13 protein-coding genes and 1 tRNA gene are annotated in these 15,759 nt (G+C 56.5%); 11 read left to right on the top strand and 3 right to left on the bottom strand.

Translation table 11 applies throughout. The features are described from left to right. Window positions 1–309: 309 nt before the first annotated feature. The gene (locus tag FEM03_RS11900) at window positions 310–2,448 is read left to right on the top strand and encodes an outer membrane protein assembly factor BamB family protein (protein ID WP_138086488.1); all 2,139 of its coding nucleotides are present in this window, start codon (window positions 310–312) and stop codon (window positions 2,446–2,448) included. Window positions 2,449–3,236: 788 nt separating this feature from the next. On the opposite strand, the gene FEM03_RS11890 is transcribed toward FEM03_RS11900, so the two are convergent. Beyond that, window positions 3,237–3,311: transfer RNA gene (locus FEM03_RS11890), tRNA-Val, on the bottom strand. A 371-nt stretch (window positions 3,312–3,682) separates the two neighbouring features. On the opposite strand from FEM03_RS11890, the gene atpB reads away from it, so the two are divergent. From atpB to FEM03_RS11850, 8 genes are all read left to right on the top strand, one after another. Next, window positions 3,683–4,582 carry a F0F1 ATP synthase subunit A gene (gene atpB / locus FEM03_RS11885; protein WP_138086487.1) on the top strand — a complete coding sequence of 300 codons (900 nt, stop codon included), beginning with the start codon at window positions 3,683–3,685 and terminating at the stop codon, window positions 4,580–4,582. A gap of 108 nt (window positions 4,583–4,690) precedes the next feature. Then, window positions 4,691–4,933, top strand: a complete 243-nt coding sequence (gene atpE, locus FEM03_RS11880) for an ATP synthase F0 subunit C (protein WP_138086673.1) — start codon at window positions 4,691–4,693, stop codon at window positions 4,931–4,933. Window positions 4,934–5,009: 76 nt separating this feature from the next. Then, window positions 5,010–5,510 carry a F0F1 ATP synthase subunit B gene (locus FEM03_RS11875; RefSeq protein WP_138086486.1) on the top strand — a complete coding sequence of 167 codons (501 nt, stop codon included), beginning with the start codon at window positions 5,010–5,012 and terminating at the stop codon, window positions 5,508–5,510. Between the two features lie 30 nt (window positions 5,511–5,540). Then, the gene (locus FEM03_RS11870; protein WP_138086485.1) at window positions 5,541–5,939 is read left to right on the top strand and encodes a F0F1 ATP synthase subunit delta; all 399 of its coding nucleotides are present in this window, start codon (window positions 5,541–5,543) and stop codon (window positions 5,937–5,939) included. 68 nt (window positions 5,940–6,007) lie between these two features. Next, window positions 6,008–7,537, top strand: a complete 1,530-nt coding sequence (gene atpA, locus FEM03_RS11865; protein ID WP_138086484.1) for a F0F1 ATP synthase subunit alpha — start codon at window positions 6,008–6,010, stop codon at window positions 7,535–7,537. Window positions 7,538–7,590: 53 nt separating this feature from the next. Continuing rightward, complete coding sequence (gene atpG / locus FEM03_RS11860; RefSeq protein WP_138086483.1) at window positions 7,591–8,484, top strand: ATP synthase F1 subunit gamma; 894 nt, start codon at window positions 7,591–7,593, stop codon at window positions 8,482–8,484. A gap of 45 nt (window positions 8,485–8,529) precedes the next feature. Further along, entirely contained in the window at window positions 8,530–10,008 is a 1,479-nt protein-coding gene (gene atpD / locus FEM03_RS11855; RefSeq protein ID WP_138086482.1) for a F0F1 ATP synthase subunit beta, read from the top strand. A gap of 101 nt (window positions 10,009–10,109) precedes the next feature. After that, window positions 10,110–10,526, top strand: coding sequence for a F0F1 ATP synthase subunit epsilon (locus tag FEM03_RS11850; RefSeq protein WP_138086481.1), 417 nt, complete (start codon window positions 10,110–10,112; stop codon window positions 10,524–10,526). Window positions 10,527–10,989: 463 nt separating this feature from the next. Here FEM03_RS11850 and FEM03_RS11845 read toward each other — a convergent pair whose 3' ends face one another. Together FEM03_RS11845 and FEM03_RS11840 are read right to left on the bottom strand one after the other, a co-directional pair. Further along, the gene (locus FEM03_RS11845; RefSeq protein WP_138086480.1) at window positions 10,990–11,556 is read right to left on the bottom strand and encodes a GNAT family N-acetyltransferase; all 567 of its coding nucleotides are present in this window, start codon (window positions 11,554–11,556) and stop codon (window positions 10,990–10,992) included. 39 nt (window positions 11,557–11,595) lie between these two features. Continuing rightward, the gene (locus tag FEM03_RS11840) at window positions 11,596–14,817 is read right to left on the bottom strand and encodes a DUF1553 domain-containing protein (RefSeq protein ID WP_138086479.1); all 3,222 of its coding nucleotides are present in this window, start codon (window positions 14,815–14,817) and stop codon (window positions 11,596–11,598) included. Window positions 14,818–14,991: 174 nt separating this feature from the next. On the opposite strand from FEM03_RS11840, the gene FEM03_RS11835 reads away from it, so the two are divergent. Further along, window positions 14,992–15,453 carry a thioredoxin family protein gene (locus FEM03_RS11835; RefSeq protein ID WP_138086478.1) on the top strand — a complete coding sequence of 154 codons (462 nt, stop codon included), beginning with the start codon at window positions 14,992–14,994 and terminating at the stop codon, window positions 15,451–15,453. 18 nt (window positions 15,454–15,471) lie between these two features. Beyond that, on the top strand, window positions 15,472–15,741 hold the full coding sequence (locus FEM03_RS11830) for a hypothetical protein (protein WP_138086477.1): 270 nt from the start codon (window positions 15,472–15,474) through the stop codon (window positions 15,739–15,741). Window positions 15,742–15,759 lie beyond the last annotated feature (18 nt).

The following is a 15,759-nucleotide window of genomic DNA, read 5'->3' as shown; positions in this document are numbered from 1 at the left end:
GAACTGTGATTGCCTGGACAGACCAACACGCCACACAAAATCGCCCTTCCGATAATGGGAGGGCTTTTCTTTGGCCATCCCTTCATGCCACCTATGCCGTCCGCTCAAGCATCCAGCATACCCTTCTTCCGCGATTCTGAGACGTTTGTAGCGAGTCTGCGAGAAAGCGCTGACATCTTTGCTCCCTTCCCGCCTGAGAGACGGCGACGGAGGGGGCGGCAAAGTGCTGAATTGCCTTGCCAGGGCGACCACCTGACGTAGCGAGCTTTTTCTTTTCCACAAGAATCATGTTGTGGTAGTGCTCATCGCATGTTTTCCCGCATCGTTTTTGGTCTCGGCCTTTCCATGGTCTCTTCGCTGCATGTATGCGCTCCATTTGCCCGCGCGGGCGATGAGGATTGGTCGATTTATCTGGGTGACAAAGGGCGCAGCAACTACTCCCAGCTAAAGCAGATTGACCGCAGCAATGTGGCGCAACTCAAAGTCGCGTGGACTTACGAGACGGGGGACAAGGGCGAGTATCAGGCGAACAACCTCATCGTCGCAGGCGTGCTCTACACGGCGTCCCCGACCCGTAAGGTGATCGCGCTCGACGCAGTCACGGGGACTAAAATTTGGGAATGGAACCCGGCGGGCGAACGCTCCGGTGCTGGCAAGAGCCGGCAGCGCGGGCTTGTGTTCTGGCAGAACGACGAGGGCGGCGAGCAACGGATTTTTACGGCGGTGGGGAATTACCTTTTCGCCATTGATCCGAAGACGGGAAAGACGCTTGCCAGCTTCGGCGATAATGGGTCGATTCATCTAGGCACCGGACTCGATACCGAAAAACCGCCTGCCGTGGGACTGAACACGCCCGGGATCATCTACAAGGACACGATGATCATCGGCGGAATCGGCGGTCCGGGGGCCGTGCGGGCGTTGGATGTGCGGACTGGCGCGCGGCGCTGGATTTTCCATCTCATTCCGCGGCCAGGTGAAGCGGGTCACAACACGTGGCCGCCGGAGGCCTACAAGACAGCGACGGGGCTGATGCCATGGCCTGGACAGGCGCTCGATGAAAAGCGTGGGATTGTTTATGTCGCGACGAAGACCGCTGAGCCGGATTTTTATGGGGCAGATCGACATGGACAAAATCTCTTTGCCAATTCCATCGTCGCGCTCGACGCCACCACGGGCAAGCGGCTTTGGCATTTCCAGATTGTGCATCACGACTTGCTCGACAAGGACCTTCCTTGCCCGCCGATTCTTCTCACGGTCACGCATCAAGGCAGGAAGATCGACGCCGTGGCGCAGGGCACAAAGCACGGTTATGTCTTCGTCTTTGATCGCGTGACGGGTGAGCCGCTTTGGCCGATCGAAGAGAAACCCGTGCCAGCTTCCGAACTGCGCGGCGAACAGGCATGGCCGACCCAACCTTTCCCCACCAAACCTGCCCCGCTGATGCGGCAGAATTATACCTTGGAGGATATTTCCACGATCTCGCCCGAGGCTGCCCTACTTACGATCAACAAAGTGCAGAGCTCTCCGAATCACGGTCCATTCCCTGCGCCTAGCATCAAGGAGACGATCATGTTTCCCGGCTTTGATGGCGGCATGGAATGGGGAGGCGGCGCGGTCGATCCCGATGGCGTCTATTATGTGAACGTCAACGAGATGCCGTGGATCATGCAGATGGTCGAGACGCGCAACGCCGACGGCACACCGCTTCCACGTGGCAAAAAGGAATACATGCTGAACTGTGCTGCCTGCCACGGGCTGGATTTCACCGGTAATTTGCAGAGCGGGTTTCCACCACTCGTCGGGGTGCTCCAGCGCAAGACGCGCGAGCAGATGATGCAGGTCACCAAGCTCGGTGCCGGTCGCATGCCGGCCTTTGATCGCCTCTCGGAAGGCGAGCGTGAAGCGATTCTCGATTACATCCTCGGCATCGCTCCGCCACCCGCCACCGGCCGAAGTGACGAACCAACCGCAGCGACTCCTGCCAAGGCCCGCAAGGATCCACCTTATGCGTTTGCAGGATTCAAACGGTTTCTGGACAAGGAAGGCTACCCCGCCATCAAACCGCCGTGGGGCACGCTCAACGCCGTCGATCTCAACACCGGCGAGCTGAAATGGAAGGTGCCGCTCGGCGAATACAAGGCGCTCACCGAGCGCGGCCTGCCGCCAACAGGGACGGAGAATTATGGCGGTCCGGTGGTCACCAGCGGCGGCGTGATTTTCATTGCTGCAACCGCCGACGAAACGATCCGTGGTTTCGACAAGGACACCGGCGAAATCCTCTGGCAAGCTCCACTGCCGTTCAGCGGCAATGCGACGCCGAGCACCTACATGGCCGGCGGTCGACAATTCGTCGTCATCTCCGCGGGCGGCGGCAAATCCGGTCGCCCTGCGGGTGGCAGCATCGTTGCTTTCGCGCTTCCAGAACAGCCATCGGCGAGTGCGAAGTAGTTGGTCTACCCCCACACTAGAAGACTGCATGGAGGAAGATGAATTGATTCGAACCGCTGTAGAAGAGATGGATCGGGTTCAACATCACTTCCGGCAATGAAGATCTGCGTGCACCTTCGAGCACAATCGGGCCCCTCCTTCCCGAAGAATGGCAAGGTCGTGATCGAGGTTTGTTTCACTCGATCCCCGGGAACAACGGCCTTCGGCATTGGCAAGCAGGCTCCACAGGTTAAGTTTTCGCTCTTCCTGAAGACTGAGATGATAGTCTCGCCGATGACCGTAGAAGGCGAGAGTCACCAGGAGGAACGGAGAGGATCGAAGCACCGGGCTGTCGACACGAATTCCATACCCCGGCAGCAGCGCTTCCATGCACCTTGGAGAATAGGCAGAGGAAGACCGGCAACCGTCTGAAACCTCGATTGCCCCGTGGCAAAAGCGATGAGGTTCCTGAGGTGGATGCCCAGATCGAGATCAAAGCCATCTCTGCGGAATTGTTTTTTTTGAACTCGTGGAAGGTCGCCAGTGAATGACGCCACTTTGCCGTGATCTGAGCCAACGCCAGATCGGCACTACGCAACTTGGCTCCGAGAGAGTTCAAGCGGACGAAAATCTCCGTCACTTCGTCGTAATCTTGCGTGCACTCCAGCACATCAATGCGGCAAGCATAACGCCGAATCTCCCTCAATTTTGCGAGCCGTTGAGAACATTTCTCGTAACGGGGATCGTCAAAACCACTGATACCTTCCTTAGGGCTGATGAACTGATGCCTAAAGCGGTCGTAATTAGCGTGGTGCGCAGAGAGGGGATCGAACCCCCGACCAACTCGGTGTAAACGAGCCGCTCTACCGCTGAGCTATCTGCGCGGAATTAGAACAACATCTAACATCGGGTGTCCGGAAATGGCAAATGGCAAAATTCAGGAGTTGCATTAGAGGCATCTGACAGAACCTGGGGAAAGGGCCATCGTGAGTGACGGCATGCGACCAAATTGTCGCAGTTGATGAATTGACGAGAGAGCCATTCGAGCGTTTCGAAGGCTTGATTTCACGACCACAAACAAGTGCTTTGCATGCCCGAAACAGTTTTTCCAAACACGAACACAATGAGGCTAGAAACCGCATGGCACGGCGCTTGTGAAAAATTTCACAAACTTTTTGCACATTAACCTTGCGTGTTGTAGTCACTCCTATTAAATCAGGGTCCCGTTTCGCTGACCGCCGACTTTTCCGACTCCATGACTGGCTCTATTGATCACGTTCTCGCCCCGCTCCAAGTGCTCGCAGCCGTAAGCGGATCCGCGATGCCGTTGTTGAGCCAGGACAACCTGCTCTCCTTTGTCACCAACTCAACGGTGGTTGCTCTGGTGGTGTTGGGAGTGATCCTGTGGTTTTCCCGCAAGGCCACCACCAACATGCAGTTGGTGCCGCACAAGGCGCAGAATTTTTTCGAGTTGGTCATCGAATTTTTGTATGCCCGCGTGGAGGCGATCGTGGGCTCCAAAGTGGCTCCAAAGGCATTTCCGTTGCTGGCCACCCTGTTCATCTTCATCCTGATCTCCAACTGGTTTGGATTGTTTCCCGGCATTGGCACCATTGGCTGGGGCGAGAGTCACGGTTTCTTTTCCGTCAGCTACGTGGAACGACCACTGTTGCGCCCGCCAACGGCTGACATGAACATGACTCTGGGCATGGCTCTTTGCTTTGTGTTGATCTGGCTGGCAATCACCATTGGTGAGTTGGGCGTGTGGGGTTTCATCAAACACACCTTTGGTCCTAAGGGCGGCCTGCGAGGTCTGATCGGGATTTTCGTTGCCTTGGTGTTTTTTGTGGTTGGTGTCATTGAGGTGGTGTCGATGGTGTTCCGTCCAATGTCCCTTTCCCTCCGTCTTTACGGCAACGTGTATGCCGGTGAAACGCTGCTTCACACCATGGGCGGTCTGCTGGACGGTAAGGGTCCTGTGCTTGAAATGCTGGGCTCGATCCTGTTTCCGATTCCCTTCTATTTTATGGAACTGCTGATCGGCCTGTTGCAGGCGGTGGTGTTCACCCTTCTCTGCGCGGTCTACATCCAGCTTTCCACCACCCATGACGAGCACGAGCACGAAGGCGAGCACGCACACGACGAAAAACATTGATTGCTGAACCCTTTGCCGCTGTGACCATGGCTATGACTGTGGGCGACGGTAGAACAACGAAACACCAAATACACTACTACTACTAATATGATGATGGACCTTATCTCGATGGGCGCAGCTGCAGCAGCTGACGCTCCGGTTGTCGCCCAAGGCATTAACGGCTCCCTGACCCTCGCGGTCGCTGGTGCTGGTGCAGCCATTGGCATTGGCATGATCGGCGGCAAAGCCGTTGAAGCGGTTGGCCGTAACCCGGGTGCTTTCGGTAACATCCTTACCCTTGGCATCATCGGTATGGCGCTCGCAGAAGCGGTTGCCATTTACGCTTTGATCATCGCTTTCGGCGGTCGTTAATTTAATCTGTCCCTCTTCGGGAGGCGGTGCAAGCAATTCGCCGCCTCCCCACTCTCATCTTTCACCACTTCACATCATGACGGAAATCGCAGGACAATTCGGACTTCAATGGGGCAAACTGATTGCTCAGGTCATCATTTTTGCTCTGGTGTATTTTGTCCTCAAGCGCAACGCCTTCGGTCCCATCCAGGCCATGCTTGAAGCACGCCGTAAGCGCATCGCTGATGGTGAAGCCAAACTCGAAAAAATCGCCCGCGACCTCGCGGCTGCTGAAGAGAACGCGAAAGCGATTCTTGAGAAGGCCAATGCCGAGTCCACCCGTTTGATCAAGTCCGCCAGCGAAGACGCCGCGTCTTTGGCCGAGAAGAAAAAGCAGGAAGCTGTCGCCGAAGCCAATGGCATCATCGCCAAATCCCGCGAAGCTTCCAAGCTCGAACAGGAGCAGTTGCTTTCCCAGCTCAAGCGTGAGTTCGGTCGCATGGTGGTCGACGCCACCAGCCGCGTCACCGGCAAAGTGCTCACCAACGACGACCAGGACCGTATCAACCGCGAGACGGCCGCCCAAGTCGCCCTTTAATCTTATTTTCGTTCCGACTCCACCCACCCGATGAAAATCAGCAAAGATGCCCTTCGCGCCGCCCGGCAGTTGTTTCGCGCCTGTTCCGACGCAAACGGCAAGATGCATGGCAGCCGCATCAAGCGCGTGGTGAAATTGGTCGGAGAGAAAAAGCCTCGCAACTATCAGGCGATCCTCACGGCGTTTCTTCGCCTGGTGCGCTTGGAAGTCGAAAAACGCTCGGCCCGTGTCGAGAGCGCGGTTGAGTTGACCACGCCGGTCCGCGACCAGCTTCGCGCCGATCTTCAGCGCAAGTTTGGAGACGACCTGTCCATTGAATTTTATCTCAACCCGGCTCTCCTCGGCGGCATGCGCGTTCGCGTTGGCAGCCAGGTCTGGGACGGCAGTGTCCGCGCCAAACTTGACGCCCTGCGCGAAAAAGTCGCCTAAGTCGAATCGAGTCGAATCGACCCCATTTAAACAATCATCAACATCCCACACCTTATTAGCACACCATCATGAGCAGCATCCTCCAGGAGATCGAAACCGAGATCGCAGGCCTGCGCACCTCCGTCACCAAGTCCAACGTCGGCGTCGTCCGCGAAATTGGTGATGGCGTCGCCAAAGTGGAAGGCTTGAGCGATGTCATGCTCAACGAAATGATCGAGTTCCCCGGCGGTCTCTACGGTCTGGCACTCAACCTTGAAGAAACCGAAGTCGGTTGCGTGCTTCTTGGCTCCGGCGAAACCATCAAGGCAGGTGACGAAGTCAAAACCACCGGTCGTCTTCTTTCCGTTCCCGTTGGTAAATCGCTGCTTGGCCGCGTGGTCAACGCACTTGGTCAGCCTATTGATGGCAAAGGCCCAATCAAAGGTGAAGCCGAATACCCCGTTGAGAAACTCGCTCCTGGGATCATTACCCGTAAGTCGGTTTCTGTTCCGGTGCAGACCGGCATCATGGCCATTGATGCGATGATTCCGATTGGTCGTGGTCAACGTGAGTTGATCATTGGTGACCGTTCCACCGGCAAAACCACCATCGCGGTCGACACCATCATTTCTCAGGCCCAGCAGAACAAAGCGGCTGAGCAGGGCAAACTCGAAGGCCATAAGCCTCTCTATTGCATCTACGTCGCCATCGGCCAGAAACAATCCAACGTCGCCCGTGTCGTCAAGACCCTCGAAGACGCTGGCGCCATGGAATACACCGTCATCGTCAGCGCCTCGGCTTCTGACTCCGCGGTGAACCAATACCTTTCCCCCTACACCGGTTGCGCCATCGGCGAATGGTTCATGGATCAAGGTCAGGACGCCCTGATCGTGTTTGATGACCTTTCCAAACAAGCCGTTGCTTATCGTCAGGTTTCCCTCGTGTTGAAACGCCCATCCGGTCGTGAAGCTTATCCTGGTGACGTGTTCTATCTCCACTCCCGCTTGCTGGAGCGTTCCGCTCGTGTGAACGAGAACTACGGTGGTGGTTCTTTGACCGCTCTGCCGATCATCGAAACCCAGGCGGGTGACGTTTCGGCCTACATTCCTACCAACGTGATTTCGATCACCGATGGTCAGATCTTCCTTGAAACCGACCTTTTCTATCAAGGCATCCGCCCTGCGATTTCCGTCGGTCTTTCGGTGTCCCGTGTGGGTTCCGCTGCACAGACCAAGGCGATCAAAAAAGTGTCCGGCACGACCAAACTCGATTTGGCCCAGTTCCGCGAACTTGCTGCTTTCGCCCAGTTCGGTTCCGACCTCGACGCCGCCACCAAAGCCAAGCTTGATCGTGGCGCCCGCATTGTGGAACTCTTCAAACAGCAGCAGTATCAGCCGAAGAGCCTTCCGATCATGGTTGCTTCCTTGTTCGCGATGCAGAACGGTTACTTCGATGACGTCGCTGTCGACCGCATCAAAGAAGCGCAAGCCGCTCTTGAAGACTATTTGAATACCCGCAAAGAGCCGCTCCTTGCCAAGATCGCCAACGAGAAGTCCCTTGATAACGTCACCGACGATCTCAAGTCAGCCCTCGCCGATTTCAAAGGTTCCTGGAAGTAAGTAACTGAGTTTTGAATCTCAGCTTTAAAGTTTCTAATTTCAAATCCTAAGCGATGCCTTCCACCCGCGACATCAGACGTCGAATCAAATCGATCAAAAACACGGCCCAGATCACCAAGGCCATGCAGATGGTTGCGGCTGCGAAGATGAAGAAGGCTCAGGATCAGGCCACCTTTGGTCGTCCTTATGCCGAGCTTCTCAACAAGGTGCTGGTCAGCCTTAAGGACGGTGTTGAAGAAGGCACCCATCCTTTCTTCGGAGAGAACGAGTCCAAAAAAACGCTCGTTCTGGTGATCGCCAGTGACAAGGGTCTTTGCGGTGCGTTTAACACCAACCTTATCAAGAAGCTGATCGCTGAAAATCTCGGCGAAGAAGTCGATTATGTGACCATTGGTCGCAAGGCCGCCCAGTCGCTAAGCCGTTTGCGCAAGAAACTGGTGGCAGATTTCACCGTCAAAGATCCCGCCAAGTTTGCGGAACTTCGTCCGGTCGGCAACTACGTGCAGGAAAAGTTCCTCGCTGGCGAATACAAACGCGTGCTGGTGGCCTTCAACAACTTCGTCAATACCGTTACCATCGTTCCAACCGTTGAGCAGGTGCTTCCGGTGAATCCAGTGACTCTTGGTGGCAAACGCGATTTCGAAGGCATGGGCAGCGCGCTCACCGTTGAGGAAACCTCGACTGAAGTCACCGAATACCTTTTTGAACCCAGCGCGAAGGAAGTCTTTGCCGTCATTCTGCCACAATACGTGAACAACACCATCTGGCAGATGTTGCTTGAAGCCCGCGCTTCCGAACATTCCAGCCGGATGGTGGCGATGAAAAACGCCACCGACAATGCCAAGCAGATTCTCAAGGATCTTACCCTGGAATACAACAAGCTGCGTCAAGCCGCCATCACCAACGAACTCCTCGAAATCACCACCGCCAAGATGGCACTCGAATAACTAAGTTTCGGCCATCAACCTTCAACCAATATCAATCAACCCAGTATGAGCAACATCGGCAAAATCGTCCAAGTCATCGGTCCAGTGGTGGACGTGGATTTCTCCGCGACCGGCAAACTTCCAGAAATCTACAACGCGCTGGAGATCATCAATGACATGGGCGGCAAATCCGTCCGAGTGATTTGTGAAGTTCAACAACACCTTGGCGACGGCTGGGTTCGCAGCATCGCGATGACCTCCACCGACGGCCTTCGTCGCGGCATGAGCGTTGCTGACACCGGCGAAGCGATCACCGTTCCTGTGGGTGAAGAAGTTCTTGGTCGTATTTTCAACGTCACTGGCGATCCCGTGGATGACCAGGCGGCTCCCGTGGTCAAAAAACGTTATCCGATCCACCGCAAAGCTCCTTCGCTTACCGATCAGGATCCTTCTGCGCAGATTCTTGAGACCGGCATCAAGGTGATCGACCTCATCTGCCCTTTCACCAAGGGTGGTAAAGTCGGTGCGTTCGGTGGTGCGGGCGTCGGCAAGACCGTCGTCATCATGGAACTCATCAACAACATCGCCAAAGGCCACGGTGGTTTCTCCGTGTTTGCCGGTGTGGGTGAAAGGACTCGTGAAGGGAACGACCTTTACTGGGAAATGATTGAGTCTGGCGTTATCGCGACCGAGAAAGTCAAAGACGCAGAAGGCAAAGAAACCCATGACGTTCTTAAAGACGACAAGGGCCGCCCGGTGCTCAAAGAAGGTTCCAAAGTGGCGTTGGTTTATGGACAGATGAACGAGCCTCCAGGTGCCCGTCTTCGTGTCGCTCTTTCCGCCCTTTCGATGGCCGAATACTTCCGTGATGAGAAGAATCAAGACGTGTTGTTCTTCGTGGATAACGTGTTCCGTTTCTCCCAGGCCGGTTCCGAAGTGTCCGCACTGCTTGGCCGCACGCCTTCCGCCGTGGGTTACCAGCCAACGCTGGCGGCTGAAATGGGCGCGATGCAGGAACGTATTACTTCCACCAAGTCCGGTTCCATCACTTCCTTCCAGGCCGTTTACGTTCCTGCGGATGACTTGACTGACCCTGCTCCTGCCAACACTTTCGCCCACCTTGACTCCACCGTGGTGCTTGAGCGTTCACTTGCTGAGTTGGGCATTTACCCTGCGGTTGATCCTCTTTCCTCCGTGTCGAAGGCGCTTGCTCCTGAGATCGTTGGTGAAGAACATTACCGCGTCGCCCGTGGCGTGCAGCGTGTGCTTCAGCGTTACAAAGATCTTCAAGACATCATCGCGATTCTCGGGATGGATGAATTGAGCGACGACGACAAACTGATCGTGTTCCGCGCTCGTAAACTTCAGCGTTTCTTGAGCCAGCCGTTCACCGTTGCGGAGATCTTCACCGGCACCAAAGGCGAATACGTTCCCGTTAAAGACACCGTTCGCGGTTTCGCAGAAATCCTTGATGGCAAACACGACGATGTGCCTGAGTCCAACTTCTACATGAAGGGTGGCATCGACTCCGTCAAGAAGGCCTAAAGTAGCAAAGGTTTCAGGGTTCAGTTTTCAGTGTTCAGGGAATGCCCTGGCTGCGGAAACTACCCGAAACCTGAACACTGAAACCTGAACACTTTTATTCCATGTCCCTTCAACTTGAAATCGTCACTCCAGAAAAACGCGTGCTCTCTGAGACCGTGGATATCGTGGTGCTTCCCGGTAGTGAAGGGGAACTGGGCATTTTGACCAGTCACGTGCCCTTGGTCACCGCGCTCAAGCCTGGTGAGCTGTCCTACACGAAAGCCGGCAAGACCGAATCGCTCGCCGTTGGCACCGGATTTGTGGAAGTGTCTGGAGACAAAGTTTCCGTGCTGACCGACATGGCCATGGGTGAAGGTGACATTGACGAGAAAGCCGTGGAAGAAGCCCTTGCCCGTGCGCAGGAGCGTTTGGAAAATCTCAAACACGACACTGGCAGCGAAGAGCTGGCGATGGTGCAGGCGATGATTCAGAAATCGATGGCGCAGTTGCATATCAAGCGTCGTCGGACCTCGATTTAAGTGGGGTTTGGGGCGACTTTGTCGCCGCAGCTTGATTGAACCGGAAAAGAGTGTCCGCGCTCCTTTTCAGGGGATGCAGCCTTCAGGCGTTAGTCAAAATGGGCAGGTAAGCGCAGAGACCAGATTCAATGAGAATGAATTCGTCCTATCGGGACGACTCATAATAGCCCGGCACAAGGTGCCGGGATCCGAGATTGAAGGGCATGCGTCCTGTTGGGACGCCTCATGGACAAGGATTCTCCATCGCATCGTGGGACGCTCATCGCCCATGAATCGTCCCTACAGGACGAATTTGTTTCGGTATCGTCCACCCGGCACTGTGTGCCGGGCTATTATGAGTCGTCCTTTTCAGGACGCGGGTTTTTGGGGCTCCGAGTGATGCGACCTGATATGGAAGCTGGACTTTCCGGGTTCGGTGAAGTGGCATTTGATGAAGATCATCGATCATGTTTGCAACATTCCCTCAACAACTCCCTGGATGTTCACGCATTCTCATCACACATTCGTAAATGAGGTAAAACGGTCTGCGGGGGCTTCGTTCGGTGAGTTGTAGTCCGGCACGTGTGAGGACGCCGCGCGACTGCAAATTCTCTTGATGCACCTCTGCGAAGAAACCTCGGAATCCGGCTTCTAGCCCTAGTTCGAGCATGGCCTGAACGGCGTTGGTCATGATGCCCCGGTGCGCGGCACCCGACCAGTATCCGATCTCGGCGGAATCACGGTTGGTATCTTTGATGTCACAGGCAGCGGCGACTCTGCCTTCAGCATTCAACACGGCAAAGGCAAAATGCGTTTGGTTGATCCATCCATCCGCTCCCCAGGAAAGCCATTCGGCTGCTGAGGACCCGGGGTAGGGCTGGCCGGAATACCGACTTTCAAAGAGCCAACGGTAGACCGCAGGCTCGTTGCAGATCGAAGTGATCCTTTCTAGTTGGTCGTCCGTTGCATCGACCGAATCCAGAGACTGCAAAAAATAAGGCGCTCCGGTCAGGGCGTTTTGGATCGGTTTCGATTGGCGCTTGAACCACATGAATAAAGCAGACGAGGCGTCGGCGGATTTGTAAGGACCTTATTTGTTCAAGACCTCGTCGAGGTTCATGAGCTGGTTGCAGACCATGGTCCAGGCGGCGATGGAGGCAGGGCTGAGGGTCTTGTCGGGCGGGGATTCACCGATTTTAACGAGAGCTTCGGCATCGGCAGGGTTGGCTTGATAGTGTTTCAGCAGGTCGGCGTGGCTGGCTTGCAGGATGCTGGTTTCCTGGGCGGTGAGGGGTCGGCAAAGGATCCTGGACGCGATGGTGTTGAGGGCGGCGTATTCGTCACCACGAGTTTCCCAAAGCGTCTGCACCGCGAGATGGCGGGCGGCTTCGATGAACTGCGGGTCGTTGAGGGTGACGAGGGCTTGAAGAGGCGTGTTGGTGCGTTCGCGACGGACACAACTGACTTCGCGGCTGGGAGCGTTGAAAGTGTCGAGGCTTGGCGGTGGGGCCATGCGTTTCCAGAAGTTGTAGATCGTGCGGCGGTAAAGGTTTTCGCCATTGTCCTGGACGTAATTGCGGGTGTCGCCGCCGGGGAGTCCGACGACATCCCAAACGCCTTCGGGTTGATAAGGTTTGGTGCCGGGTCCGCCCATTTTGGGGGATAGAAGACCGCTGGCGGCGAGAGCGTAGTCGCGCACCATTTCGGCGTCCATGCGGAAGCGGGGGCCGCGGCTGAAGAGGGAGTTGTCGCGGTCCGTGGCGAGTTTGTCCGGGGTGATGGTGGGCGACTGCCGGTAGGTGGCGCTGGTGACCATCAATTTATACAGGTGTTTGACGTCCCAGCCGCTGTCGCGGAATTCGACGGCGAGCCAGTCGAGCAGTTCGGGATGGGAGGGTTCGCTGCCCATGATGCCGAAATCTTCAGAGGTGTAGACGAGGCCTTTGCCGAACAGTTCCTGCCAGAAGCGGTTGACGACCACGCGGGCGGTGAGAGGGTTGTTGTCGGCGATGAGCCATTGGGCGAGTCCGAGCCGGTTTTTTGGGGCACCCTCGGGAAGAGGCGGGAGCGCGGCGGGTGTCGCGGCGGTGACATCTTCGCCGTGGTTGTCGTATTGACCACGCAAGAGGATCTTGGCCATGGGTTCCACATTGGGCACCTCTTCCTGGATGTGAGTCAGGGGGCTGCGCTGGCGGATGGCGGTTTGTTCGCTGGTCAATTTGGCGGAGGCCTGAAGGAGCGCAGGGAATTCGGTATCTTGAGTGTGGAGGTAGTGATCGTAGAGGGCGTTCTGCTGTTCGGGAGTGCGTTTTTCGCTGGCGGCGGCGAGGGCGTTTCGCAGGGAGCTGTGGCTGGCGAGTTGTTTGACCTCGGCAGGTTTGAGGGAGCGGCTGTAGATGCGAACGTCCTGGATGGATCCGCTGTCGAAAACGGAGACATGGCTGCGCTGGCCGATCCGGGTGGGGGTGGTGGTGCGCAGGGTGCTGCCAGGTTTGTAGCTGGCGTTGTCGGCGTTGAGATCTTGCTCAACACCGTCGAGGTAGATTTTGACGCCAGCGGGTTTTCCGGTGCCGTCGTAGGTGACAAAAACATGCTGCCAGGTGCCGGGTTTGAGAACGGCCTTTTTGGTGGTGACCTTGAGGGCGTTGTCTGGGAATTTGTGGATGAGATGGACGCCGATTTTGCGATCCTGCTGCCAGAGGTCCCACCCGCGATAGGCGTCTTTTTCGTCCATGCGGGCAAGGATGGCGGCGGTGAGGCCGTCGCGTCCGGCTTTCACCCAGGCCCCGTAGCTGAATTTGTCGGTGCCTTCGAAGTCGCCGGAGTTGCCGATGTCAAAGGTGGAGTCGGGCTTGATGACGGGGGCGGGTCCGAGTTTGCCGTTGGGGCTCCAGGAAACCTGACCGGTGGTTTTGATTTTGGCGGGCGGACCGCAGATCGCGGTGACTTCATTGCCAGCGCCTTCGTTGAGGGGGATGTGGGCGATGAGGCCTTCGTCGCTGAGCGATTTGTCGAAAGCATCAGGCGTGGTGGCGGCAAGCCATTGTTCGAACTGGGGTTTGGCGTCGGCGCGACGTTGTTTGATTTGGGTGTCGGCGGCGGCGAGTTCGGCGGGGAGGGCGGTCCAGCGGGTTTGATCTTCGGCGGAGGGAAGGACGAGAATGGGACCGGGGTCCTTTTTGTTGCCGTCTTTGGCGGGCTGGGTCGTGTTGCGGAAGAAGGCAGTGAGGGCGTAGTAGTCGTGAATGGAGATGGGGTCGAACTTGTGGTCGTGGCACTGGGCGCAGTTGACGGTGAGGCCCATGTAGACCCAGCCGAGGGTTTGCACGCGATCGGCGGCGTAGTTGGCCAAAGTTTCTTCGTCGATCGTGCCGCCTTCGTTGGTGGTGATGTTGCAACGTTGGAAGCCGGTGGCAATGAGTTGCTCGGTGGTTGGATTGGGGAGCAGGTCGCCGGCCAGTTGTTCGAGGGTGAACTGGTTGAAGGGCTGGTTGTTGTTGAAGGCGCGGACCACCCAGTCGCGGTAGGGCCACATTTCGCGGTAGTTGTCGAAGTGGAGGCCGTGAGTATCGCCATAGCGGGCGGCGTCGAGCCAGTAGCGGGCGCGGTGTTCGCCGTAGGATTTCGATTGGAGGAGCTGGTCGACGAGCTGGTCGTAGGCGTTGGGGTTTGGGTTGTTGACGAAGGTTTCGACGAGGTCTGGAGACGGCGGCAGGCCGGTGAGGTCGAGGGAAACACGGCGGGCGAGGGTGCGTTTGTCGGCCTCGGGATTGGGGGTGAGCTTGGCGTCTTCGAGTTTGGCGAGGACGAAGTGGTCGATGCCGTTGCGCGCCCATTCCGGGGTTTGAGTTTTCGGAGATTCGGGACGCGTGGGGTTGATGAGGCTCCAGTGCGGCTGCCAGTTGGCCCCCTGTTCGATCCAGCGTTTGATGAGGTCTTTTTGCTCGGCGGTGAGGGTTTTGTGGGAAGATTCGGGAGGCATCAACTCATCGGGATCGGTGGAGACGATGCGTTGGTAGAGGGGACTATCCTGCGGTTTGCCTTTGAGGATGGTGGGGCCGCTGTCGGAAGAATCGGAGAAGAAACCATCTTCCTTGTCGAGCCGGAGGTCGGCTTTGCGGGTGCCGGAATCGGGTCCGTGGCAGTGAAAGCAGGCCTCGGCGAGGATGGGGCGGATGTCGCGGTTGAACTGGACGCTGTCGGCGTTGGGGGCAGTGCTGGCGGCGAGGATCGATGTCGTCGTTGCAGCGGCGATCAGCGTGGTGAAGCCGAGGAGCGCAAGGCGCGGGTGGGTGAGAATGGTGAGATCCATGACGCGGCGGGACTGACTGGTTTGAGCGGAGAGAGGCGGAATGAGTAAGTAAAACGTTCGAAGCGAGGAAATTCTAGCATGGGGCGGGTGCTTGGGTCACGCTGAATTGGGGGCGGGATCGACGGAGATTTGGTGTTGTCGGCGTCTCGGTGGCTTGATAGGCTGGTGGAACTTATGAGAACGCTGCTTTACTCCGCGGGCATTTTGCTGCTGTCATTGAGTTCGGTTTTCGCCACGAAACCGGGATGGGACGATGATTATGAGAAGAGCCTCGCAAAGGCGAAGGAGGAAAAGAAGATGGTGTTGCTGGATTTTACGGGGTCGGACTGGTGTGGGTGGTGCATCAAGCTGGACAAGGAAGTTTTTGGGAAGCAGGAGTTTAAGAAGATGGCGCGGGAGCACCTGGTGCTGGTGGAACTGGATTATCCGCAGGGGAGACGGCTGGTGCGGCGGACGGCGGATCAGAATGCGGAGCTGAAGAAGAAGTATGAAGTGACGGGGTATCCGACGGTGATTTTGTTGGATTCAGAAGGGAAGATCGTGAACCGCTGGGGCGGGTATTCGGAGACGTTTTTGGAGGAGTTGAAAGGCAAATTGCCTGGGAGTGCTTCGGGGGCTTCTGAGGAGAAGAGGTAAATCCCCAGGGAAAATTGTATGCAGACGACTGGAATTGTATTGGCTGTCCTGGGTGGACTGCTCGTTGGCATCAGCACGTTGGCAATGTCTTGTCGAGCAACGGACAAAGCCTCGTCAGCAGCTGAAATGTTTGACATCTTCATCCTCGGGGGGCTGGTTTCCGGGATCCGAAATTTTTTTACATCGGTTTCGGATGGGATGAAGAATCGTTCCAGTCGTGAATTTCCACTGGTGGTAATTCTGGGGATCGGGACTGTTCTCCTCACCACCGGGTTTCTATTGATGTAAACAATAACGGCGTTTCGA

The organism is Phragmitibacter flavus (assembly GCF_005780165.1).
Lineage (GTDB): Bacteria > Verrucomicrobiota > Verrucomicrobiia > Verrucomicrobiales > Verrucomicrobiaceae > Phragmitibacter > Phragmitibacter flavus.
The sequence above is the reverse complement of the archived record's forward strand: the minus strand, read 5'-3'. Positions and strand labels throughout refer to the sequence as shown.